The 21786-nt window shown below is 63.6% G+C and carries 23 protein-coding genes; 14 read left to right on the forward strand and 9 right to left on the reverse strand.

All coding sequences use genetic code 11. The annotated features are described in order from the left end of the window. Window positions 1-41: 41 nt before the first annotated feature. Window positions 42-353, reverse strand: coding sequence for an accessory factor UbiK family protein (locus M2281_RS25080; RefSeq protein ID WP_280823980.1), 312 nt, complete (start codon window positions 351-353; stop codon window positions 42-44). A gap of 214 nt (window positions 354-567) precedes the next feature. Between M2281_RS25080 and lgt the strand changes: the two genes are divergently transcribed. From lgt to M2281_RS25110, 6 genes are all read left to right on the forward strand, one after another. Next, window positions 568-1416 carry a prolipoprotein diacylglyceryl transferase gene (gene lgt, locus M2281_RS25085; protein WP_280823928.1) on the forward strand — a complete coding sequence of 283 codons (849 nt, stop codon included), beginning with the start codon at window positions 568-570 and terminating at the stop codon, window positions 1414-1416. Next, on the forward strand, window positions 1413-2501 hold the full coding sequence (locus M2281_RS25090; RefSeq protein WP_280823929.1) for a class I SAM-dependent methyltransferase: 1089 nt from the start codon (window positions 1413-1415) through the stop codon (window positions 2499-2501). The genes lgt and M2281_RS25090 overlap by 4 nt, the downstream gene beginning before the upstream one ends. 108 nt (window positions 2502-2609) lie before the next feature. After that, entirely contained in the window at window positions 2610-3404 is a 795-nt protein-coding gene (gene pgeF, locus M2281_RS25095; protein WP_280823930.1) for a peptidoglycan editing factor PgeF, read from the forward strand. Next, window positions 3404-4561, forward strand: a complete 1158-nt coding sequence (locus M2281_RS25100; RefSeq protein WP_280823931.1) for a M24 family metallopeptidase — start codon at window positions 3404-3406, stop codon at window positions 4559-4561. The genes pgeF and M2281_RS25100 overlap by 1 nt, the downstream gene beginning before the upstream one ends. A 61-nt stretch (window positions 4562-4622) precedes the next feature. Then, a complete protein-coding gene (locus M2281_RS25105; protein ID WP_280823981.1) occupies window positions 4623-5189 on the forward strand; it encodes a hypothetical protein in 567 nt (188 codons plus the stop codon). A 124-nt stretch (window positions 5190-5313) separates the two neighbouring features. Further along, entirely contained in the window at window positions 5314-6249 is a 936-nt protein-coding gene (locus M2281_RS25110; RefSeq protein WP_280823932.1) for a ribose-phosphate pyrophosphokinase, read from the forward strand. 81 nt (window positions 6250-6330) lie between these two features. Here M2281_RS25110 and M2281_RS25115 read toward each other — a convergent pair whose 3' ends face one another. Further along, window positions 6331-7656 carry a chromate transporter gene (locus tag M2281_RS25115; RefSeq protein WP_280823933.1) on the reverse strand — a complete coding sequence of 442 codons (1326 nt, stop codon included), beginning with the start codon at window positions 7654-7656 and terminating at the stop codon, window positions 6331-6333. A gap of 244 nt (window positions 7657-7900) precedes the next feature. On the opposite strand from M2281_RS25115, the gene M2281_RS25120 reads away from it, so the two are divergent. The 3 genes from M2281_RS25120 (at window position 7901) to pth (ending at window position 11249) form a co-directional block, all read left to right on the forward strand. Then, window positions 7901-9688, forward strand: a complete 1788-nt coding sequence (locus M2281_RS25120; RefSeq protein ID WP_280823934.1) for a DEAD/DEAH box helicase — start codon at window positions 7901-7903, stop codon at window positions 9686-9688. A gap of 173 nt (window positions 9689-9861) precedes the next feature. Then, window positions 9862-10494, forward strand: coding sequence for a 50S ribosomal protein L25/general stress protein Ctc (locus tag M2281_RS25125; RefSeq protein WP_280823935.1), 633 nt, complete (start codon window positions 9862-9864; stop codon window positions 10492-10494). 26 nt (window positions 10495-10520) lie between these two features. Beyond that, window positions 10521-11249: an aminoacyl-tRNA hydrolase gene (pth, locus tag M2281_RS25130; RefSeq protein WP_280823936.1), complete on the forward strand. Its 729-nt coding sequence runs from the start codon at window positions 10521-10523 to the stop codon at window positions 11247-11249. A gap of 98 nt (window positions 11250-11347) precedes the next feature. Here pth and M2281_RS25135 read toward each other — a convergent pair whose 3' ends face one another. After that, the gene (locus tag M2281_RS25135; protein WP_280823937.1) at window positions 11348-11632 is read right to left on the reverse strand and encodes a hypothetical protein; all 285 of its coding nucleotides are present in this window, start codon (window positions 11630-11632) and stop codon (window positions 11348-11350) included. Window positions 11633-11939: 307 nt separating this feature from the next. Here M2281_RS25135 and M2281_RS25140 point away from each other — a divergent pair, with 307 nt between their 5' ends. From M2281_RS25140 to M2281_RS25160, 5 genes are all read left to right on the forward strand, one after another. Continuing rightward, window positions 11940-12482, forward strand: a complete 543-nt coding sequence (locus M2281_RS25140; RefSeq protein ID WP_280823938.1) for a dihydrofolate reductase family protein — start codon at window positions 11940-11942, stop codon at window positions 12480-12482. Window positions 12483-12556: 74 nt separating this feature from the next. Further along, the gene (ychF, locus tag M2281_RS25145; RefSeq protein ID WP_280823939.1) at window positions 12557-13660 is read left to right on the forward strand and encodes a redox-regulated ATPase YchF; all 1104 of its coding nucleotides are present in this window, start codon (window positions 12557-12559) and stop codon (window positions 13658-13660) included. Window positions 13661-13798: 138 nt separating this feature from the next. Then, window positions 13799-14770: a magnesium/cobalt transporter CorA gene (gene corA, locus M2281_RS25150; RefSeq protein WP_280823940.1), complete on the forward strand. Its 972-nt coding sequence runs from the start codon at window positions 13799-13801 to the stop codon at window positions 14768-14770. Between the two features lie 93 nt (window positions 14771-14863). Then, window positions 14864-15325, forward strand: coding sequence for a MaoC family dehydratase (locus M2281_RS25155; protein WP_280823941.1), 462 nt, complete (start codon window positions 14864-14866; stop codon window positions 15323-15325). Continuing rightward, complete coding sequence (locus tag M2281_RS25160) at window positions 15322-15816, forward strand: MaoC family dehydratase (RefSeq protein WP_280823942.1); 495 nt, start codon at window positions 15322-15324, stop codon at window positions 15814-15816. The genes M2281_RS25155 and M2281_RS25160 overlap by 4 nt, the downstream gene beginning before the upstream one ends. Before the next feature lie 120 nt (window positions 15817-15936). Here M2281_RS25160 and M2281_RS25165 read toward each other — a convergent pair whose 3' ends face one another. The 6 genes from M2281_RS25165 to M2281_RS25190 all read right to left on the reverse strand — a co-directional run bounded on the left by M2281_RS25165 (window position 15937) and on the right by M2281_RS25190 (window position 21765). After that, window positions 15937-16482: an adenine phosphoribosyltransferase gene (locus tag M2281_RS25165; RefSeq protein ID WP_280823943.1), complete on the reverse strand. Its 546-nt coding sequence runs from the start codon at window positions 16480-16482 to the stop codon at window positions 15937-15939. A 102-nt stretch (window positions 16483-16584) separates the two neighbouring features. Continuing rightward, window positions 16585-17448, reverse strand: a complete 864-nt coding sequence (locus M2281_RS25170; protein ID WP_280823944.1) for a cytochrome c1 — start codon at window positions 17446-17448, stop codon at window positions 16585-16587. Window positions 17449-17474: 26 nt separating this feature from the next. Then, entirely contained in the window at window positions 17475-18779 is a 1305-nt protein-coding gene (locus tag M2281_RS25175) for a cytochrome b (protein WP_280823945.1), read from the reverse strand. A 14-nt stretch (window positions 18780-18793) separates the two neighbouring features. Beyond that, window positions 18794-19357, reverse strand: a complete 564-nt coding sequence (petA, locus tag M2281_RS25180; protein ID WP_280823946.1) for a ubiquinol-cytochrome c reductase iron-sulfur subunit — start codon at window positions 19355-19357, stop codon at window positions 18794-18796. A gap of 221 nt (window positions 19358-19578) precedes the next feature. Continuing rightward, entirely contained in the window at window positions 19579-19887 is a 309-nt protein-coding gene (locus M2281_RS25185; RefSeq protein ID WP_280823947.1) for a DUF6665 family protein, read from the reverse strand. Between the two features lie 9 nt (window positions 19888-19896). Beyond that, window positions 19897-21765 carry an ABC transporter ATP-binding protein gene (locus M2281_RS25190; RefSeq protein ID WP_280823948.1) on the reverse strand — a complete coding sequence of 623 codons (1869 nt, stop codon included), beginning with the start codon at window positions 21763-21765 and terminating at the stop codon, window positions 19897-19899. Window positions 21766-21786: the final 21 nt, after the last annotated feature.

Genomic DNA, 21786 nt, shown 5'->3' on the forward strand with positions numbered 1-21786 from the left:
GCGCTTTTTCGAAATGACCCTATGTGGATAAGATTAACGAATTATTTTTTGGATGAAGACTTTGTGGTGCGCTTTGCGCCCGTTTCGGACACTTCTTCCGAAGAATTTCCGAGTTTGGCCTCGAGTTCAGCTACCCGCGCTGCCAGTCTTTCGTTTTCGGCACGCACCTTGAGGGTCATCTCGCGCAGCGCCTCGAACTCTTCGCGCTGAACCACATCCATCGAATTGAGGATGCGCTCGGCCTGGCTCTTGAAGGCGGTCTCGACCTCGCGGCGAACGCCCTGCGCAGCACCCGCGGCATCCGTCACCAACTTGGCAAATTCATCCATAATGCGGTTCGGACCGTTCGACATGGCAGCACCTCGTTTTTGCCATTTCGACGTAGTGCTGTGGCGCCCTGAATGCAAGACTATTGGCCACCGGGCGGCTGCGACGTCACACTTTCGGCGCTTGCCGTGGTTAATGGGATCCCGGGTCGGCAGCCGCCTTCGACAACGCTCGCCTTGACCCTGCCAAAAGCCTGCCGCATGGTCCGGGCCAAGCCGTTCGTCCGATCGGGAGACTTTCTTGAGCAACTATCTCGCCCTGCCGCTGGCTGCCCTGCCCTTTCCCAATATCGACCCGGTCATCCTCCATGTGGGGCCGCTGGCGATTCACTGGTACGGTGTGGCCTATATCGTGGGCATCCTGTTCGCCTGGTGGTACGGCCGCAGCCTCGTGACCAATCCAAAGCTGTGGACCGACGGCAAGCTGCCGATGAAGCCGGAGGATCTCGACGACTTCCTGGTCTGGGCGGCGGTCGGCGTCGTGCTTGGCGGCCGCATCGGCTATGTTCTGTTCTACGATTTCGCCCGCTACATGCAGAACCCGCTCGACATTTTCGCCGTCTGGCAAGGCGGCATGTCGTTCCATGGCGGCTTTCTCGGCACCACGGTGGCGATGATCCTGTTTGCGCGCTCGCGCGGCATTCCGGTCTGGACCATGTTCGACGTGATCGCCGCGGGCGTTCCGGTCGGGCTCGGCCTCGTCCGGCTCACCAACTTCATCAACTCCGAGCTCTGGGGCCGGCCGACCGACCTGCCCTGGGGAATCGAGTTTCCCAATGGCGGCCCGTTCACGCGTCACCCGAGCCAGCTCTACGAAGCCGCGCTCGAAGGTCTGGTGCTGTTTTTCGTGCTGCGCATCCTCACCCACGTCTTCTTCAAGCTGAAGCGGCCGGGCTTTGTCTCCGGCGCCTTCGTGGCCGGCTATGGCTGCTCGCGCATATTCGCCGAGTATTTCCGCGAGCCCGACGTGCAACTCGGCTACCTCTATGGCGGCTGGCTGACCATGGGCATGGTGCTGTCGGTTCCGATGGTCCTGCTCGGCATCTGGGCCATGGCCACCGCAAAGCCCGCCGCCGCAGTTCCCGCATGACCGACCTCAAGCAGCGCATCGCAGATCTCATTGCCGCCAGCGGCCCCATTTCGGTGGCCGAATACATGGCGCTGTGCCTGTTCGACCCCAAGCAGGGCTATTACACCACGCGCGAGCCCTTCGGCGTCGCCGGTGATTTCACCACCGCGCCTGAGATCAGTCAGATGTTCGGCGAGCTGGTCGCCGTCTGGCTGCACACGGCGTGGGATGCGGCCGGCCGCCCTTCGCCCTTCGCGCTGGCCGAAATCGGCCCCGGCCGCGGCACCCTGATGAAGGACATGCTGCGCACGCTGTCGAGGCTCGACCCGGCCTTTCTCAAGCAGGCCAGACTTGCCCTGATCGAGACCAGCCCGCGGCTTGCAGACGTGCAAAGGGCAACCCTCGGCGATTTCGCCTCCGCTATCGAATGGCACCAGACCATCGACGCGCTGCCGCAGCTTCCGCTCTTCATCGTCGGAAACGAGCTGTTCGACGCTATTCCGACCCGCCAGTTCGTCCGTGCGGGCAGCGCTTGGCGGGAGCGCGCCGTGGCTCTCGACGATGCCGGCGACCTGCAATTCGTCGCCGGCGCCGGCTCGCTCGATCCGTCCCTGCTGCCGGCCGATGCGGCCCAGGCGCCCGAAGGCTCGATCGTGGAAATCGCGCCTGCGCGTAGCGCTCTCATGGAAACCATTGCGGCTCGCATCTCCACATCAGGCGGAGCGGGCCTGTTCATCGACTACGGCTATTTCACGCCAGGCGTCGGTGACACGCTGCAGGCGCTGCGAAAGCACCGCTACGAGGATGTGCTGGCGAGCCCGGGTCTTGCCGACATCACCTCGCATGTCGATTTCCAGGCGCTCGCGGCAGCCGCGCGCCGTCACGACCTTGCCGCGCATCTCGCCACCCAGGGCGACTTCCTGCTGGGCATGGGTCTTCTCGAGCGCGCCGGCCGGCTCGGCGCCAATGCCGACGCCATCGGCCGCGACAAAATCCACAGCGAAGTCGAGCGCCTGGCCGGCCCCGACGCCATGGGAAACCTGTTCAAGGTGCTCGCCGTGATGCCGCCGAAAATCCAGGTCCCGCCCTTCGCAAACGCGGATTGACTCGGCCGATCCACTGCCTCACTGTCCCATGCTCGCGAGCGAATGCACGGGCGGCGTGAGTGATTTTCGCCTTGACGGAACCGTCTTCGCTAGAGAACAAGGCGGGCCATGGCAGACCGATCAACGATCAATCCAATTCGCTCCGCCCGCCTCGGCGAAGCCCTCTCCAATGGCATCCGCCACGGCTACTTCACTCGCGTGGGTGGCGTTTCCGAAGGCATCTATAGCGGCCTCAACATCGGCGCAGGCTCCGACGACGACCCGACGCTGGTGCGTGAAAATCGCCGCCGCGTCGCCGGCTGGATGGGTGTGGACGTCGATTCGCTTTTGACTGCCCACCAGATCCATTCGCCGGACGTGATCGTCGCGCGCGAACCGTTCGACGGCCCGCGCCCCAGGGGCGACGCCATCGTCACCGACCGGCCCGGCATCGCCATCGGCGCCTCGACCGCCGATTGCGGTCCCGTCCTGTTCGCCGATCCGGAAGCGCGCATCATTGGCGCCGCACATGCCGGCTGGAAGGGCGCCTTCGGCGGCGTTCTGGAAAACACCGTCAGCACGATGGAAAGTCTGGGCGCGCGCCGCGAGCGCATCGTCGCCGTGCTCGGCCCTTCGATCGGCCCGAACAACTACGAGGTCGGCCCCGAATTCGTCGAGCGCTTCGTCGCCGCGGATACGGACAATGCCCGCTACTTCGCGCCCTCGCAGAATGCAGGCCACGCGATGTTCGATCTCAACCGGTACACAGTCGATCGGCTGCGCAAATTCGGCGTCGATGCCGAGTGCCTCGACCGCTGCACCTATGCGGAGGAAGATCTCTTTTACTCCTACCGCCGTTCCACCCACCGCAAGGAGGCGGATTACGGCCGGCAGATATCAGCAATCGTTCTGGAGGGGAATTGATGGCGCTGCATTTCGAACGCTCCGAATTCGACGCACGTCGTGACCGCCTGATCATCGAGATGGCCGAAAAGAAGCTGGATGCCATCCTGCTGTTTGCGCAGGAAAGCATGTACTGGCTGACCGGCTACGACACTTTCGGCTTCTGCTTCTTCCAGTGCCTGGTCGTGAAGGTCGACGGCTCCATGACGCTGATGACGCGTTCGGCCGACCTGCGCCAGGCGCGCCAGACCTCGATCATCGAGAACATCGTGCTGTGGACCGACCGCGAGGGCTCCAACCCCGCGCTCGAACTGCGCAACCTGCTGAACGATCTCGACCTGCTCGGCGCCCGCATCGGCGTCGAATATGACACGCACGGCCTCACCGCCTATAACGGCCGCCGCCTCGACGAGCTGCTGCAGACTTTTGGCCAGATCGCGGACGCTTCGGGCATCGTGTCGCGGCTGCGCCTGTTCAAGAGCCCGGCCGAAATCAAGAAGGTGGAAAGGGCCGCCGAGCTCGCCGACGCAGCACTCGACGCCGCGCTGCCGCTGATCAAGCAGGGCGGCGATGAAGGCGCGATCCTGGCCGCCATGCAGGGCGCGATCTTCGAGGGCGGCGGCGACTATCCGGCCAACGATTTCATCATCGGCTCCGGCTCCGACGCGCTTCTGTGCCGCTACAAGTCCGGCCGCCGCAAGCTCAACAAGAACGACCAGCTCACGCTGGAATGGGCCGGCATCTACAACCACTATCACGCCGCCATGATGCGCACCGTGCTGACCGGCAAGGCCTCGCGGCGACATCAGGAACTGTTCGAGGCCGCTCGCGACGCGCTGCTTGCGGTCGAAAAGGCGATGACGCCCGGCAACACATTTGGCGACGTGTTCGAAGCGCATGCCCGCACCATGGAGGCGCACGGCCTGACCAAGCATCGGCTCAATGCTTGCGGCTATTCGCTTGGCGCGCGGTTCGCGCCGTCCTGGATGGACATGCCGATGTTCTACCAGGGCAATCCCGAACCCATCGCGCCCGACATGACGCTTTTCGCGCACATGATCATCATGGATTCGGAGACCGAAACTGCGATGACGCTCGGACGAACCTATCTCACAACCGAGACGCAGCCTCGGCCACTTTCGCGCCACGATCTCGACTTGATCGTGACGTCATCGTGAAGTGAATCCGCTTTAACAAAGAGAGGTGGAATCGGTGCGGGTTGCGGTTGATGTCATGACGATGAGGCGACTGCCGGTCAGCACCATGGCGTTGCTGGCGGCCGCTGCCCTGTCGGCCTGCACCAGCACGCAGGACGTGCTCGAACCCTCGGCCATCGCCGCCCAGCAATCCGGCAGCGCTACCGCCGGCCCCCAGCCCGCGACATCGCCCGTCATAGCGAGCACGACGGACACATCGGCAGTCGGCAGGCCGATCCCCGCCAATGTCCGCGTCCAGGTCGCGCCGATCGTGGGCGCCAGCGTCGAGGCCGCCACTCCCCTCACCGAGCGCCTGGCGATCAAGGCGCGCGAGCGCGGCATCCGCCTTGCCGGCTCTTCCGACCAGACCGCGACTCATGTGTTGAAGGGTTATTTTTCGGCGCTGACCGAAGGCAAGGAAACCACGGTCGTCTATGTCTGGGACGTCTACGATCCGGCCGGCACGCGCCTTCACCGCATCAACGGCCAGCAGAAAGTCCAGATCTCCGGCGGCGACGGATGGAGCTCCGTTCCGCCCGGCGCCATGCAGTCAATTGCCGATGCAACCATCGAACAGCTCGCCTCGTGGCTGTCGGGACAAACCGGCTAAGCCTGGGTCCCAACGCCACACCGAGCCTTGAAAACGGTCAAAAACCCATGACTCCGCTTGCAATAGCGGCTCAGCCCGGTAAAAGCCCGCTAAATTTCCACAAAGACTCCGCCAGGATCGGTTCATGAAACTCTTCGCAGGCAATTCCAACCGGGCGCTGGCAGAAGCCGTCGCTCGCTATCTCAACATCCCGCTTGGCAAAGCCAGTGTCAGGCGCTTCGCAGACCAGGAAATCTTCGTCGAGATCCAGGAAAACGTGCGCGGCGAGGACGTCTTCATCCTCCAGTCCACCTCCTTCCCGACCAACGATCACCTGATGGAACTGCTCATCATGATCGACGCCTTCATGCGCTCCTCCGCACGGCGCATCACGGCGGTCATCCCCTATTTCGGCTATGCTCGGCAGGACCGCCGCGCCCAGGGCCGTACGCCGATCTCGGCCAAGCTGGTCGCAAACATGATCGCCCGTGCCGGCGCCGACCGCGTCCTGACGCTCGATCTCCACGCCGGCCAGATCCAGGGCTTCTTCGACATCCCGACCGACAACCTGTTTGCCGTGCCGGTCATGGCCCGCGACGTGAAGGCCAAGTACAAGCAGCTCGCCAACGTCATGGTCGTCTCGCCCGACGTCGGCGGCGTGGTGCGCGCCCGTGCGCTGGCCAAGCGTCTCGACGCCCAGCTCGCCATCGTCGACAAGCGCCGCGAGCGCCCGGGTGAGTCGGAAGTCATGAACGTCATCGGCGACGTTCGCGGCAAGGACTGCATCCTGATCGACGACATTGTCGATTCCGGCGGCACGCTGTGCAACGCGGCCGACGCGCTTCTGGCCAACGGCGCAACCAGCGTCACGGCCTACATCACCCACGGGGTGCTTTCGGGCGGCGCGGTTGCGCGCATCACCGGCTCCAAGCTGCAGGAACTGGTCATCACCGACTCGATCCAGCCGACCTCGTCGGTGGAATCGGCGCACAATGTCCGCGTCATTTCGATCGGCGACCTGATCGGCGAAGCAATCTCGCGCACGGCCACGGAAGAATCCGTTTCGAGCCTGTTCGACTAAAACATGATCCCGAAAAGTTGCAGACTTTTCGGATAAGGTCATGTTTCAGAAACAATGGTTTAGAGCGAGATCCATCTCGCTCTAAACAAAAGTCCAGAACATTCCCGCCAGCGCCGCTGCGACAAGCACGGCAATCATGTTGGCGCGAAACCCGATGAGCGCGATTGCGGCAGCTGCTGCAATCGCCCCGGCCGCCCAGTCAAAGCCGGCAAGGTCCGGAACGGGCAGGACAAAGGGCCCAAGCTGCCATTCGCCGAGCTGGCCAAACAGCACGTGCAGCGAAAACCACACCGCCAGATTTGCGATGACGCCGACGACAGCCGCGGTCACCGCCGCCAGCGCCCCGGCCAGCCAGGCCACATTGCGCACCTTTTCGACGAATGGCGCGCCGACGAATATCCAGAGAAAGCACGGCACGAAGGTGAACCAGAGAGTCACCGCCGCGCCCAGCAGCCCGCCGAGCAGCGGGTCCAGCCCCGCATGGCGCGCACCGCCCAGAAAGCCCACGAACACCAGCACCAGGATGAGCGGCCCCGGCGTGGTCTCGGCAAGACCGAGGCCGGCGAGCATTTCGTCGGGCTTCAGCCAGCCATAGACCTCCACCGCCTGCTGCGCGACATAGGACAACACCGCATAGGCCCCGCCGAAGGTGACGACCGCCATCTTCGAGAAGAATCCGGCCTCGGTCGCAAAGACGCGCATTTCGCCCGGCAGTGCAAAAAGCACGGCCAGCGGCAGGAACCAGATGCCCAGCCAGACGATCAACGTACCCCAGAAACGTCGCCAGCTCGGATGTGTCCATTCGTGCATGGCATCGACGGATAAGGGCTCGTCGCCTTTCGCCGCGAGCGCCATCGAGGAGCGGTCGCCAAGATGCATAGCTCCGCCCACCAGTGCCGCGGCGGCGATGATGACCGGGAACGGTATCTTCAGGAAAGCGATGCCGACAAATACGACGATCGCAATGGCGACCATCAGGCCGCTCTTCAACGCCCGCTTCGAGATCTTGATCAGCGCTTCCAGCACCACGGCCAGAACGGCTGCCTTCAGCCCGAAAAGCAGCCCCTGCACCAGCGGCACGTTGCCAAGCGTCAGATAGATTGCCGACAGCAGGGTGATGACCAGCGCCCCCGGCAGCACGAAAAGGATGCCGGCAACCAGCCCGCCCCGGACGCCGTGCAGCAGCCAGCCGACATAGGTTGCAAGCTGCGTCGCCTCAGGCCCCGGCAGGAGCATGCAGTAGTTCAGCGCATGCAGGAAGCGCGCCTCATCGAGCCAGCGCTTTTCCTCCACCAGTACGCGGTGCATGAGCGCGATCTGCCCGGCCGGCCCACCGAAGGACAAGAGCCCGATCTTGCCGAAGACACGGACCGTTTCACTGAAAGACGGCGTTTCAGGCTGTCGCATGGCGGCCTCCGCAGATGGTCGCCAAGATATCGACTTGGACGATAGTGATAGTTATTTCCTGCCCCAGGGAGCATAATCGCGGCACCTGTCGCATTCAACGGCGCTTGCGCTATTTCGGCCCAACGGCGCGAGGCGGCTTGCCGCAATGGCCGCAAGGCTTTAGGGGGAAGTCAAGATTCGAACCGCGCGGCCTGTTGTTGACGAAAAGCCAGTCGCCGCCGCGCCGACCAAGAAAGCCTGTTTGATGACTGACTTCGACATGATGGCGCCCGCGCTGGCGGCTGCGCTCGCATCGCGTGGATACGAGACGCTGACACCCGTCCAGAGTGCCATGCTGCAACCCGAGGCGCGTGACGCCGACCTGCTGGTGTCCGCCCAGACCGGCTCCGGCAAGACCGTTGCCTTCGGCATCGCCATTGCGCCGACCCTGCTCGACGGCCGCGACCGCTTCGGCGCGCCCGGCCTGCCACTTGCCCTGATCGTCGCCCCGACGCGCGAACTCGCCATGCAGGTGCGCCGCGAGCTTGAATGGCTCTACCGCGAAACCGGCGCGCGCATCGGCTCCTGCGTCGGCGGCATGGACATGCGTAGCGAGCGCCGTGCGCTTGCCGATGGCGCCCATATCGTGGTCGGCACCCCCGGCCGCCTGCGCGACCACATCACGCGCGGCTCGCTCGACATTTCCGAACTGCGCGCCGTCGTGCTCGACGAGGCCGACGAGATGCTCGACCTCGGCTTCCGCGACGATCTCGAGTTCATCCTTGCCGCAGCTCCCGCCGAGCGCCGCACGCTGTTGTTTTCGGCCACGGTTCCCAACCAGATCGCCCAGCTGGCGAAACGCTTCCAGCGCGACGCGCGGCGCATCACCGTGCAGGGCGAAAGCGACCAGCACGCAGATATCGAATACCAGCAGATTCTGGTCGCGCCTGCCGACCGCGAGAACGCCATCATCAATACGCTGCTGTTCTTCGACCAGCAGAACACCATCATTTTCTGCCACACGCGCGAGGCGGTGAAGCACCTCACCAGCCGCCTGTCCAACCGCGGCTTCGCGGTGGTGTCGCTGTCGGGCGAGCTCAGCCAGGCCGAGCGCACCAATGCGCTGCAGGCCATGCGTGACGGCCGCGCCCGCGTCTGCGTGGCGACCGACGTTGCCGCGCGCGGCATCGACCTGCCCAATCTCGGCCTGGTCATCCATGCCGACCTGCCGACCAACCCCGACACGCTTCTGCACCGCAGCGGCCGCACCGGCCGAGCCGGCCGCAAGGGCATCTGCACGCTGATCGTGCCGCTGCATAGGCGCGGCGCGGCCAGCCGCGTGCTGAAGCTGGCCAAGCTGACCGCCACCACGGTGCCCGCCCCCACGGCAAGCGACATCGAACGCCACAACCGCGAGCGCATCCTCGGCGATCCGGCACTGACGGTCGCGCCCAACGAGGACGAGATCGCCTTCGTGCGCGAGTTGATGGAGGCGCATGGCGCCGAAAACATCGCCGCCGCCTATCTCCGGCTGCAGCTTGCCGCGCGTCCGGCGCCAGAAGAGCTGATGGAAGCGCCAGTGTTTGCCGAGCGCGCGCCGCGCGAGCGGAATCGCGACGACGCCCCGCCCCGCGACCGCAGCGATTTCGACAACGGCGTCTGGTTCCGCGTCACCGTCGGACGCAAGCACCGCGCCGAACCGCGTTGGCTCCTCCCGATGATCTGCAAGGCCGGCCATATCACCAAGCGCGCGGTCGGCTCGATCAAGATCAACGACACCGACAGCCACTTCGAGATCGCCGGCGACAAGGCCAACTCCTTCTGGGCAGCCGTCCAGGAAACCGGCACCGGTGAAAAGGGCGTCACGATCCAGCGGATGGATGGCAAGGCGCCGCCGCGCGAAAAGCCGGCGCGCGAGGCCTCTGCCCCCTCGTGGAACAGCGAGAAGAAGGGCAAGTTCAAGCCCAAGCCCAAGGCCAAGCCGGCGAAACAGGCCGGTGAGCCCCCGTTCAAGAAGCCGAAGAAGAAATTCTCGAAGGCTAACCAGGGCTGAGGCACCCAAGCCGGCGCCGAAAACTTGCGTCGCCGGCCACCTTCCGCTATAGAGCCGCCACCCGCGTAGACACCCTTGGAGGCAACGCGGATGGGGGCGGCCACGGCCGCTTTCTACGTTTGGGATTGTGCTTTGCCCTTCCCAAGCGCTCCAATAACCAGAAAGGAAATGCCATGAGCGAAACTTACGAGCTCAAGGCCGAGGCACGCGAACGGGTTGGTAAGGGGTCCGCCCGGGAACTTCGCCGCAACGGCAAGATACCTGCAGTTATCTATGGTGATAAGCAGCCCCCGCTCGCGATCACCGTTCCCTACAAGGAAATCTTCTACAAGATTCATGGCGGCGGCTTCATGACCACCGTCGCGACCATCGACGTCGACGGCAAGAAGATCCAGGTCCTGCCCAAGGACTACCAGCTGGATCCGGTTCGCGACTTCCCGATGCATGTGGACTTCCTGCGCGTCGGCAAGAACACCGAGGTCAACGTCAACGTGCCCGTGCACTTCATCAATGAAGAGCAGTCGCCCGGCATCAAGCGCGGCGGCGTGCTCAACATCGTGCGCCACGACGTCGAGTTCCACTGCCCGGCCAACGCAATTCCGGAGTTCATCGAGATCGACCTGACCGGTCTCGACATCGGCGATTCGGTCCACATCTCGGCTGTGAAGCTGCCGAAGAACGTGAAGCCGGTCATCACCGATCGCGACTTCACCATCGCCACTGTTGCGGCGCCTGCCGGCCTCAAGAGCGAGGAAGGTGCGGCTGCTGCTGCCGAGGGCGAAGCGGAAGCAGCTTCCGAGGAATAATCCTCGGCGCCTGGAGGACCCTGTCCATGCTGCTATTCGCAGGTCTAGGAAATCCGGGCGCGCAGTATGCCAACAATCGGCACAATGTCGGTTTCATGGCGGCGGAGGCTATTGCCCGCCGCCATGATTTTTCGCCCTGGTCGAAGAAGTTCCAGGGCCTTGTCGCCGAAGGCAGGATCGGCGGCGAAAAAGTCATCCTGCTGAAGCCGCAGACCTTCATGAACCTGTCCGGCCAGTCGGTCGGCGAAGCGCTGCGCTTCTACAAGCTCACCCCCTCCGATCTCACCGTCTTCTACGACGAGCTCGACCTTGCCGCCGGCAAGGTGCGGGTGAAAGTTGGTGGCGGCGCAGGCGGCCACAACGGCATCCGCTCCATCGACCAGCATAGCGGCCAGAACTATCGCCGCGTGCGCATTGGCATCGGCCATCCGGGCGCCAAGGCAATGGTGCACGGCCATGTGCTTGGCGACTTCGCCAAGGCCGACCGCGAATGGCTCGAAGTGCTGCTCGATGCCATCGCCGACAATTCAGACCTCATCGCCAAGGGCGACGACAGCGGCTTCATGAACCGCGTGACGCTGGCGCTGCGCGACAAGCTGCAGCCGACCGGCGAGGACGACACTCCTCCCCCAAAGCAGAAGCCCGCCAAGGCCCAGAGCCACATCCGCCAGGCCCGCCCGCAAACGCCGGCCGTCAAGGCGCCCGAGACCGGCCCCATGGCCGCCATGCTGAAGAAGCTGTTCCATAAGGACTGAGCCACGCGCGGCTACAGATTTTGCCACCTGTACGCGGCAAGATCGATCAGCCACTGTAGCGCCGCGTTGACACATGCAGCGAATGCGTCGGCTATCTGCTATGAGGATAGGATGACGAACATTCCAACGGCGACAACCAAAAATACTGCAACCTTCAGATTTCGCCAGCTGTCCAGTCGATAGTAGCCGTCCTCATCGAATTCCGTCTCATGGACCCAGTCCGTCCACCGGTAGCCGAATGGCAACTCGACATCTATGAGTTTTCCAGTAATCCGCTCGGGGTGAGGGGCCCACAAGGCGCGAGCAAGATGCCAGCAAGCGCCAATAACTGCCAACACGAACGGGGCAGCAAGATAGTGCCAAAACGTTGCCCGCGTTTCCATTGAGGCCCACACTCCCTCGCAACTATCATGCCGGGGATTGATTAATGGCAGCCTTCGCATCATCAGCGCGCGGTCGCTTGCCAGGTGCTGGGCAACGTGTCTGGTGCTCCTCGCTTCAGCCCAATTTCGGCGGCAAATTCTTTCTCCCTGAGGATTTGAAGGACGGGCTGAAGAAGCTGTTCCACAAGAGTGAGCCTCTGGCTCAAGGTTTGGCGCCCACAGACAACGCCGACCGCAAAAGGCTCCTGACACTGTTGCCACAGCTTCGGTCCTACCTAGACCCGCTATTTCAGAGGGAGTGAGTCGTATGGCGACGATTGGCAAGGACGACGTGATCTACAATTTCGCAGTAAGCCTCGACGGCTTCATTGCCCGTGAGGGCGGCAGCTTCGACTGGCTCAACGACTTTCCAGCTGACAATGAATTCGGCTTCGACGCTTTCATGGCATCCGTCACTGGCATTGTCATGGGCGGTCGGACCTACGATGTCGTGCGACGCCATTCGGAATGGGCCTATGGCGACTATCCCTGCCTGGTCGCCACCTCACATGCGCCGCATGATCTTCCTTCCAACACGGAGGCGATGTCCGGCACGCCGGCCGAACTGATCGCCAATCTGCGCGACCGTGGTGCCAAAGGCCGAATATGGATGTTCGGCGGCGGCGATCTTGCGCGCCAGTTTCTCGACGCGGGCCTGCTCGACACGGTCGAGATCGGCATCATCCCGATTGTCTTGGGCAGCGGCATCGCCGCATTCGGCGGCAAGCAGCCGGATCGCTGGCTCGACCTGGTCTTTGCCAAGCCGCTCGCGAACGGGGCTATCCACGCGCAATACCGTGTGCGACGCTGAAGGGCTTGACGATCGTCGACCCTTTCGCCCATAGCCCTGAGTAAGTTTTCGTATCTCGATAAGGCTAGATCACCATGGGTTTCAAATGCGGCATCGTCGGGCTGCCCAATGTCGGCAAGTCCACGCTCTTCAACGCGCTGACGCGCACTGCGGCAGCGCAGGCCGCCAACTATCCGTTCTGCACCATCGAGCCGAACACCGGCGAAGTGGCGGTGCCGGACCCGCGCCTGAAAAAGATCGCCGAGGCAGCCAAGTCCAAGGAGATCATTCCGACCCGCATCTCCTTCGTCGACATCGCCGGCCTGGTGCGCGGCGCCTCGAAGGGCGAAGGCCTCGGCAACCAGTTCCTAGCCAACATCCGCGAGGTCGACGCCATCGTCCACGTGCTGCGCTGCTTCGAGGATGACGACATCACCCACGTCGAGGGCCGCATCGACCCCGTCGCCGACGCCGAGACCGTCGAGACCGAGCTGATGCTCGCCGACCTCGAAAGCCTCGAGCGCCGCATCGTGCAGATCCGCAAGCGCGCCGCCAGCAAGGACAAGGAAGCAACCACCGTTCTGCCGATGATGGAGCAGGCGCTTGCCCTGCTGCAGGACGGCAAGCCCGTGCGCATGCTGCTGAACGGCATTGCGGCCGAAGACCTCGCCATCCTGCAGGGCCTGAACCTGCTCACCTCGCATCCCGTGCTCTACGTCTGCAACGTCGCCGAAAGCCAGGCCGCGACGGGCAACGAGCACACCGCAGCCGTCGAGAAGATGGCGACCGCCCAGGGCGCGCGCACCGTGATCATCTCGGCCGCCATCGAAGCGGAAGTGGCACAGCTTCCCGATGAGGAAGCGCAGGAATTCCTGGCCGATCTCGGCCTGGAAGAGCCCGGCCTGGATAAGCTCATCCGCGCCGGCTACGATCTCCTGCACCTCATCACCTATTTCACCGCGGGCCCCAAGGAAACGCGCGCCTGGACCATCCAGAAGGGCACCAAGGCGCCGGGCGCCGCCGGCGTCATCCACACCGACTTCGAGCGCGGCTTCATCCGTGCCCAGACCATCGCCTACAACGACTTCGTCACGCTCGGCGGCGAAGTCGCGGCCAAGGAGGCCGGCAAGGCGCGCGACGAAGGCAAGGAATATGTCGTCCAGGACGGCGACGTGATGATGTTCAAGTTCAACACCTAGAAGTTATGGACGAACATCACACCGTCATCTCCACCGGCCATTCTTGACGGGTCGAATCTCAGCCGCTAAGCGCGGCTGAGCTGTCAGTTTCCGCGTCGACGACCGGCGCACCCCCCTCCTCGATCACGGAGAGCGTTGATGATCAGGGCATATGTGGTCGATGGTGACCGGCTGCGTTCGGTGAACGGGCTGGAAGAGCACAAGGATACTGTGGTCTGGGCTGATCTCCTCAGTCCGACCAAGGACGAGGAGACCGAAATCGAGCGCTGGCTCGGCGTCGGCGTCCCTACCCGCGAGGAGATGGAAGAGATCGAGATCTCCTCGCGCCTCTACACCGAGGACGGCGCGATCTTCATGACCGCCACCCTGCCCTCGCAGACCGAGGAAGAGAACGCGGTCATGTCGCCGGTGACCTTCGTGCTCTCCGGCAACAGGCTGATCACCGTGCGCTATCACGAGCCGCGCGCGTTCCTGACCTTCCCCCTGCGGGCCGAAAAGACGGCCATGGGCTGCACCAAGGGCGATGCCATCCTGATCAGCCTGCTCGAGGCGGTGGTCGACCGTCTCGCCGATGTTCTGGAGCGCATCGGCCACGACATCGACGGCATCTCACGCAGCATCTTCACGCCGAGCTCGGGCAGCCCTTCCAAGCGCGACCGCGATTTCCGCAAGGTGTTCCAGTCCATCGGGCGCAAGGAAGAGCTGACGTCCAACATCCGCGAAAGCCTGATGACCCTGCAGCGCCTGAGCGGCTTTCTCGGCAACGTCATGATGCAAAGCAAGAACAAGGACCTGCGCGCGCGCACCAAGACGCTGTCCCGCGACGTGGCCTCACTGACGGACCACGCCTCGTTCCTGTCCAACAAGATCGTCTTCCTGCTCGATGCCACGCTCGGCATGGTCAATATCGAGCAGAGCGCCATCATTAAGATCTTCTCGGTCGCGGCGGTAATCTTCCTGCCGCCCACCGTCGTCGCTTCCGTCTACGGCATGAACTTCGAGATCATGCCCGAGCTGAAATGGGCGCTCGGCTACCCCTTCGCGCTGTTCCTGATGGTGCTGTCGGCGGTGCTGCCTTACGTCTATTTCAAACGGCGCGGCTGGCTGTAACAACCGGAAGACGCCTCTGGCGCCGCCCTTGCGCTTGCTCGCGGGTGCCATAACGGCCAGAATGGAAGTTCAAAGCTGAACAGGATTCCGCGGATGACGGACAAGAAATGGGCCTATGAGGACCTCGCCGAAGGGGTCTCGATCAATCTCGGCCCGAAACTGGTGACGGCAGGCGAAATCATCGAGTTCGCCAGCGAGTTCGACGCCCAGCCCATGCATCTCGACGAAGAGGCGGGCAAGGCCAGCATACTGGGCGGTCTTTCGGCCTCAGGCTGGCACACATGCTCGATGTTCATGCGGATGATGTGCGACGCGTTCCTGCTCGACTCGACGTCCCAGGGCGCTCCTGGGATCGAATATGCGCGTTGGAAGAAGCCGGTGCTTGCCGGAGACACGCTGAGCGGCCGCAGCACAGTCGTGACAAGGCGCCTGTCGAAGTCGCGGCCCGAACTCGGCTTCGTCACCTTCCGCCACGAACTCTTCAACCAGAAGAACGAGAACGTCTTCGAGCTGGAAAACACCGCCATGTTCCTGACACGCGAGGCCACGGCATGACGCTCGACGAATTCTTCGACATCGGCGTCACGGTTACGCTCGGCTCGCACACTTTTACGCCGGAAGCGATCAAGGCGTTCGCGCGCAAATACGACCCGCAGCCCTTCCATGTCGACGAGAAACTGGCCGAAGGCACCGTGTTCGGCCGGCTCTGCGCTTCGGGCTGGCACACCACCGCCACCTGGATGCGCTACAACCTCGCCCAGCTGACCGAAGTGGGCGACAAGGGCTGGTCCGAGCCTGGTCCGGCCCCCGAATACGGCCCCTCCCCGGGCTTCAAGAACCTGAAGTGGCTGAAGCCGCTCTATGCCGGCGAGACCGTCACCTTCACACGCACCGGCCTCGACCATCGGCCGATCGCCAGCCGCCCCGGCTGGCGGGTCCTGACCTTGCGTGGCGAGGCATTCGACTCCACCGGCGACAAACTGCTGGAATTCGAGAGTGCGGTGCTGGTGAAGGCTGGCGGAGAGGTCTGGCGGGTGCCCTGCTGAAGGCGCAGCCGCAATTCCTCTCCGAACAATCCGTCTAAGGTCTGCCTACGGACTGATGCTGTCCGCGTTGTCCCAGGCAGGCGCAGGGAGCCGTGAGCACGGCTCCCACATCCGTTGGCTTCAGTGCCCTTCGAAGCTGATCAGCGTGCGCACAGGCACGTCCAGCGCCTCGAGCTTCCTGCGTCCGCCGAGGTCCGGCAGATCGATCACGAAGCAGGCCGCGACGATTTCAGCGCCCATCTGGCGCAGCAGTTTGGCGGCAGCCTCGGCGGTGCCCCCGGTGGCGATCAGGTCGTCCACGAGGATGACCTTCTCACCCGGAACCACGGCATCCTTGTGCATCTCCATCTCGTCCAGCCCGTATTCGAGGCTGTAGGCGATACGCACGGTGTCGTGCGGCAGCTTGCCCTTCTTGCGGATCGGCACGAAGCCGGCCGAAAGCTGATGCGCGATCGCGCCGCCGAGGATGAAGCCGCGCGCCTCGATGCCGGCGATCTTCTCGATCTTGGAGCCGGCGTAAGGGTGCACCAATTCGTCGATGGCGCGGCGGAAGGCGCGCGCATCGCCCAGCAGAGTGGTGATGTCACGGAACATCACGCCCGGTTTCGGGTAATCCGGAATGTTCCGGATCGAGGAGGTCAGCATTTCGTCGAGGTCGGACTTCATGGGCTTGGTTCCCGTTACCCGTTAGTTTTGCCGCTATGGGCATCAAAAGAAAAGGGCGCCGCAGCGCCCTTTTCACTATTCCGCCGTAGCGGTTTATCCGGGTTAGTGAGCGACGTTCGCCCACACCTTGCGCTTGGTCACGTAGATCAGGCCGGCGAAGAGCAGCATGAACACCATGACGCGGAAGCCGGTCTGCTTGCGGATTTCCAGATGCGGCTCGGCAGCCCACATCAGGAAGGCAGAGACGTCGCGCGAATACTGGTCGACCGTCTGGGGCGCACCGTCGTCGTAGGTCACCTGGCCGTCCGAGATCGGCTTGGCCATCGCCAGCGACTTGCCGTTGATGAAGTACGGGTTGTAGTGCGTGCCCTCGGCGATCTCCATGCCTGCGGGCGGCTGCTGGTCGTAGCCGTTCAGCAGGGCGTGGATGTAGTCCGGACCACCTTCGGCATACTGGGTGAAGATGTCGAAGATGAAGGTCGGGAAGCCGCGCTCGACCGTGCGAGCCTTGGCCAGAAGCGACATGTCCGGCGGAACCGCGCCGTTGTTGGCGGCAGCCGCGGCGGCGTCGTTCGCGAACGGCGCCGGGAAGTGGTCGTTCGGCGTGGCCTTGCGGGTGAACATCTCGCCTTCCGCGTTCGGGCCGTCCTGGACCTCGTACTCGGCGGCGAAGGCCTTCACCTGGGCTTCGGAGTAACCGAGATCCTGCAGTGTGCGGAACGCCACCAGGTTCATCGAGTGACAGGCCGAACAGACTTCCTTGTAGACCTTGAGGCCGCGCTGGAGCTGCGCCCGGTCATAGGTTCCGAACGGGCCGGCGAAGGTCCACTTCTCCTGCACCGGGTGGATGATCGGGAAGTGGGCCGGCTCTGCTGCGTTGTGGCCTTCCTCGGCGGCGAGAGCGGCACCGAAGGTGCCGGCCATGACCAGACCGAAAGCAGCCAATCCGTTGAGAATCTTTTTCATGCGGATATTCCTCTCAAGATTCTCGCTTAGCCTTTGGTTTCCGGGGATGCGGTCGCACCCGTGGGGTGAACCGGAGCACCGCCCTTGTTCTTCTCGAGCACGGCTTCGGTGATCGAGTTCGGCAGGCGCCGAGGGGTCTCGATCAGGCCGAGCACCGGCATGATGACGAGGAAGAACGCGAAGTAGTACAGGGTCGACATCTGGGCCAGCGCCACATAGGTGCCTTCCGCCGGACGCGAGCCGAGCCAGCCAAGGAAGATGGCGTTGGCGACGAAGAGCCAGAAGAAGAGCTTGTACCAGGGACGATAGGACGCCGAACGGACCTTCGAGGTGTCGAGCCACGGCACGAAGAACAGCACCGCGATCGAGCCGAACATGGCCAGCACGCCGCCGAGCTTGGAGTCGATCGGGCCAATGTTGAAGGTGATGGCGCGCAGGATCGCGTAGAACGGCAGGTAGTACCATTCGGGCACGATGTGGGCCGGGGTCTTCAGCGAGTTGGCCTGGATGTAGTTATCCGGGTGGCCGAGGTAGTTCGGGATGTAGAAGACGAAGTAGGCGAACACCAGGCCGAACACGATCATGCCGAACGCGTCCTTGATGGTCGCATAGGGCGTGAAGGCCACGACGTCGGTCTTCGACTTCACTTCAATGCCGGTCGGGTTGGTCTGGCCGACGACATGCAGCGCCCAGACGTGCAGCACCACGACGCCGGCGATCATGAACGGCAGCAGGTAGTGCAGAGCGAAGAAGCGGTTCAGCGTCGGGTTGTCGACCGAGAAGCCACCCAGCAGCAGCTGCTGGATCCAGTCACCAACCACAGGAATGGCGGTGAAGAAGCCGGTGATGACGGTTGCACCCCAGAAGCTCATCTGGCCCCACGGCAGCACGTAGCCCATGAAGCCCGTGGCCATCATCAGGAGATAGATGATACAGCCCAGGATCCACAGCAGCTCGCGCGGAGCCTTGTAGGAACCGTAGTAGAGGCCGCGCATGATGTGCACGTAGACGGCGATGAAGAACATCGAGGCGCCGTTGGAATGCAGGTAGCGCAGGAGCCAGCCCGAATTCACGTCGCGCATGATCTTCTCGACCGACTGGAACGCCAGCGATGTGTCGTTGGCATAGTGCATGGCCAGCACGATACCCGTGAGGATCTGCGCCATCAGCATCAGCGAGAGAATGCCGCCGAACGTATAAGCGTAGTTCAGGTTACGCGGCACAGGGTAGGAAACGAAGGAATCATGGACGAGGCGCGGCAAGGGCATGCGCGCATCCATCCAGCGTCCGAGGCCCGTCTTGGGCGAATAGGTAGAATGTCCACCGCTCATGGAATTAAGTCCCCTCAGCCGATCCGGATGGTGGTGTCGGAAATGAACGAAAATACCGGCACAGCCATGTTCTGCGGCGCCGGGCCTTTGCGGATACGGCCGGCCGTATCGTAGTGCGAACCGTGGCACGGGCAGAACCAGCCACCGAAATCACCCTGGTGGCCGAGCGGCACGCAACCCAGATGGGTGCAGACGCCAACCATGACGAGCCAGTTTTCCTTCTCCTTGCCAGCCGAGCGGTCGGCGTCGGTCGCCTGCGCGTCGCTGGGAAGGTTGGCATTGCGTGCCACCGGATCCTTAAGCTGATCCAGCGCCACTTCCTGCGCGGCCTTCACCTCTTCCGGCGTGCGGTTGCGGATGAAAACCGGCTTGCCCCGCCACTTGACCGTCAGAGACATACCCGGCGTCAGCGATGACACGTCGACCTCGATGGACGACGCTGCAAGCGTCGATGCATCGGGGCGCATCTGGTCGATGAAGGGCCAGGCGATTGCCGCCGCGCCCACGACTCCGGCCGTGCCGGTCGCCACAAAGAGAAAGTCACGACGGGTTGGGTCGATCGTATCGTTTGCGCTCACGGGAATATGATCCTTTCGCCTTACCCTCGCCGGCGGTAGAGCCCCCGCTCAATTTGTCGATAGCCCGGCCCGCATAGCGGAACAGGCTGACGCAATCCTCCGGCATTCGGGATCGGTTTATGCGTGAAGAACACGCTTGTCCAGACGGCAAGACAGAGGCAGGGCAGATTGTCGCGGGTTAGGCACAGGCCACTTCAAAAGGCCAAATTGTGGGCCAAGCCTCACATCGCCCCCAGCCGCACCAGAACCTCGCGCGGGATGGCGTAGTCGCGGATCACGTCGTCATGCCGGCGCAGGCCGCAAAGCTCGCGCTGGATGAAATAGGCATGCACCGATTCGGCCGCCGCCTTGAGGAGCACGACCCGCTCCTCGGCCGGGCCATTATGATCGCGCAGGCGGACAACCGCCTGTTCGGCGCGCCGCCCTGCCCTGCCGAGCGAGACCGCCATTTCCTCGGCGAGTTCGTGCCCAAGCACATCCACCCCGTTCTGCTTGCCGGGACCGCGTTGGCTGGGAGGTCTGAGAGACATCGCGCCCTCCTATTCGGCCGCCAGCCGTTCGGCGAGGAACCCGCCGGACTGACGCTTCCAGAGCTGCGCATAGAGGCCGTCGCGAGCGATCAGCTCCTCATGCGTGCCTTCCTCGACGATTCTGCCGCCGTCGATGACGATCAGCCGGTCGAGCGCTGCGATGGTGGAAAGCCGGTGCGCGACGGCGATCACCGTCTTGCCCTCCATCATTCGGTACAGGTTCTCCTGGATCGCCGCCTCGACCTCCGAGTCGAGGGCCGAGGTCGCCTCGTCGAGGATCAGGATCGGAGCATCCTTCAGCATCATGCGCGCGATTGCCACGCGCTGCCGCTGTCCGCCCGACAGCTTCACGCCGCGCTCGCCGACATGGGCGTCATAGCCCTGCCGATCCTTTGGATCGGAAACGCCGAGAATGAAATCATGCGCCGCCGCCCGCTCGGCCGCATCCTCAATCTCGGCCTGCGTCGCGCCCTCGCGGCCATAGCCGATATTGTCGCGGATCGAGCGGTGCATCAGCATCGCCTCCTGGCTGACCACGCCGAACTGCGCGCGCAGCGAGGCCTGCGTCACCTCGCGCACATCGTGGCCGTCGACGAGTATCCGCCCCTTCTCGACGTCGAACAGGCGCAGCAGCAGGTTGACGATGGTGGTCTTGCCCGCGCCGGACGGGCCGATCAGCGCGACGCGCTCGCCCGGCCGGATATGCAGGCTGAGGTCGTCGATGATGCCGCTGCCCGCGCCATAGTGGAAGGAGACGTTCTCGAAGCGGATGTCGCCCATCGCGCGCGGTATCACAGTGGCATCGGGCGCATCACGAATCGCCGGCGGCACCGAGAGCGTGCCGGTGGCATCCTGGATCGTCGAATAGGAGCGGATCAGCCCGTTGATGTTGAACATCATCCAGCCCGACATCTGGTTGAGCCGGAAGACCAGCCCGAGCGCAGACGCAATGGCGCCCGAGGTGATTCCGCCGCCGGTCCATTTGGCGATGCAGAGGGCTGCGATCGAAGCCATCATCAGGCCGTTGGTGAAGGCCACCGCAGTACGCACCGTGGTGATTGCCCGCGTCAGCCGGATGACGGAGTCGTAGAGCCCCACCATGCCCTCGCGCACGAAGGCGTGCTCGCGACTGCCGCTGTCATAAAGTTTTACGGCGATGATGTTGGTGAAGGCGTCGACCATGCGGCCATTGAAGATGGAGCGCTGGTCGGCGGCCGCTCGGCCGGACTTGCGCATCTCAGGCAGCAGGAAGCGGATGATCATCACATAGCCGACGAACCACACTGCCACCACCACGCCCATCCATGGATCGAGCGCCATCAGGATCGTGGCGGCCAGCACCACGAAGGTCAGGAACGACCACATGGTCTGCAGCACGTTGACGATGAAGTCGCCGACAGACTCGCCACCCTGCATGATCTTGGTGGCGATGCGCCCGGCAAAGTCGTTCTGGTAGAAGCCGTAGGGCTGTTCGATCACGCGGCGGAACGCCTGCCAGCGCACCATGGAAAAGAAGCCCGGCACGATGACCTGCTGCTCGGCCACTGCCGAAGCCACCATCACCGCCGTGCGCACCACAAGAAGCAGCGCCAGAAGTGCTGCCAGCTGCGGCCAGTGATCGGCGATGAGGGTCTGCGGCGAGGACCTATCGAGCAGGTCGATCAGCCAGCCGACAGACCAGTAAAGGGCTGCATCGACCGCGCCGGCCAGTCCGCCGACGACGAGCAGCAGGAGGAACGGCCCCTTCGCCTGCATGGCAAAATAGAGGATGAACCGCCAGGCGTTGCTTGGCAGGACCTCGCGGTCGGTGTCATGGAACGGGTCGATCCAGCCTTCGACCTTCCGCCACATCCTCTCCAGCAAGCCTTTCTCCTTCATCAACCCGGTCTTGGCGTCCGC

It is taken from the genome of Pseudaminobacter soli (ex Li et al. 2025) (genome assembly GCF_029892515.1).
Lineage (GTDB): Bacteria > Pseudomonadota > Alphaproteobacteria > Rhizobiales > Rhizobiaceae > Pseudaminobacter > Pseudaminobacter soli_A.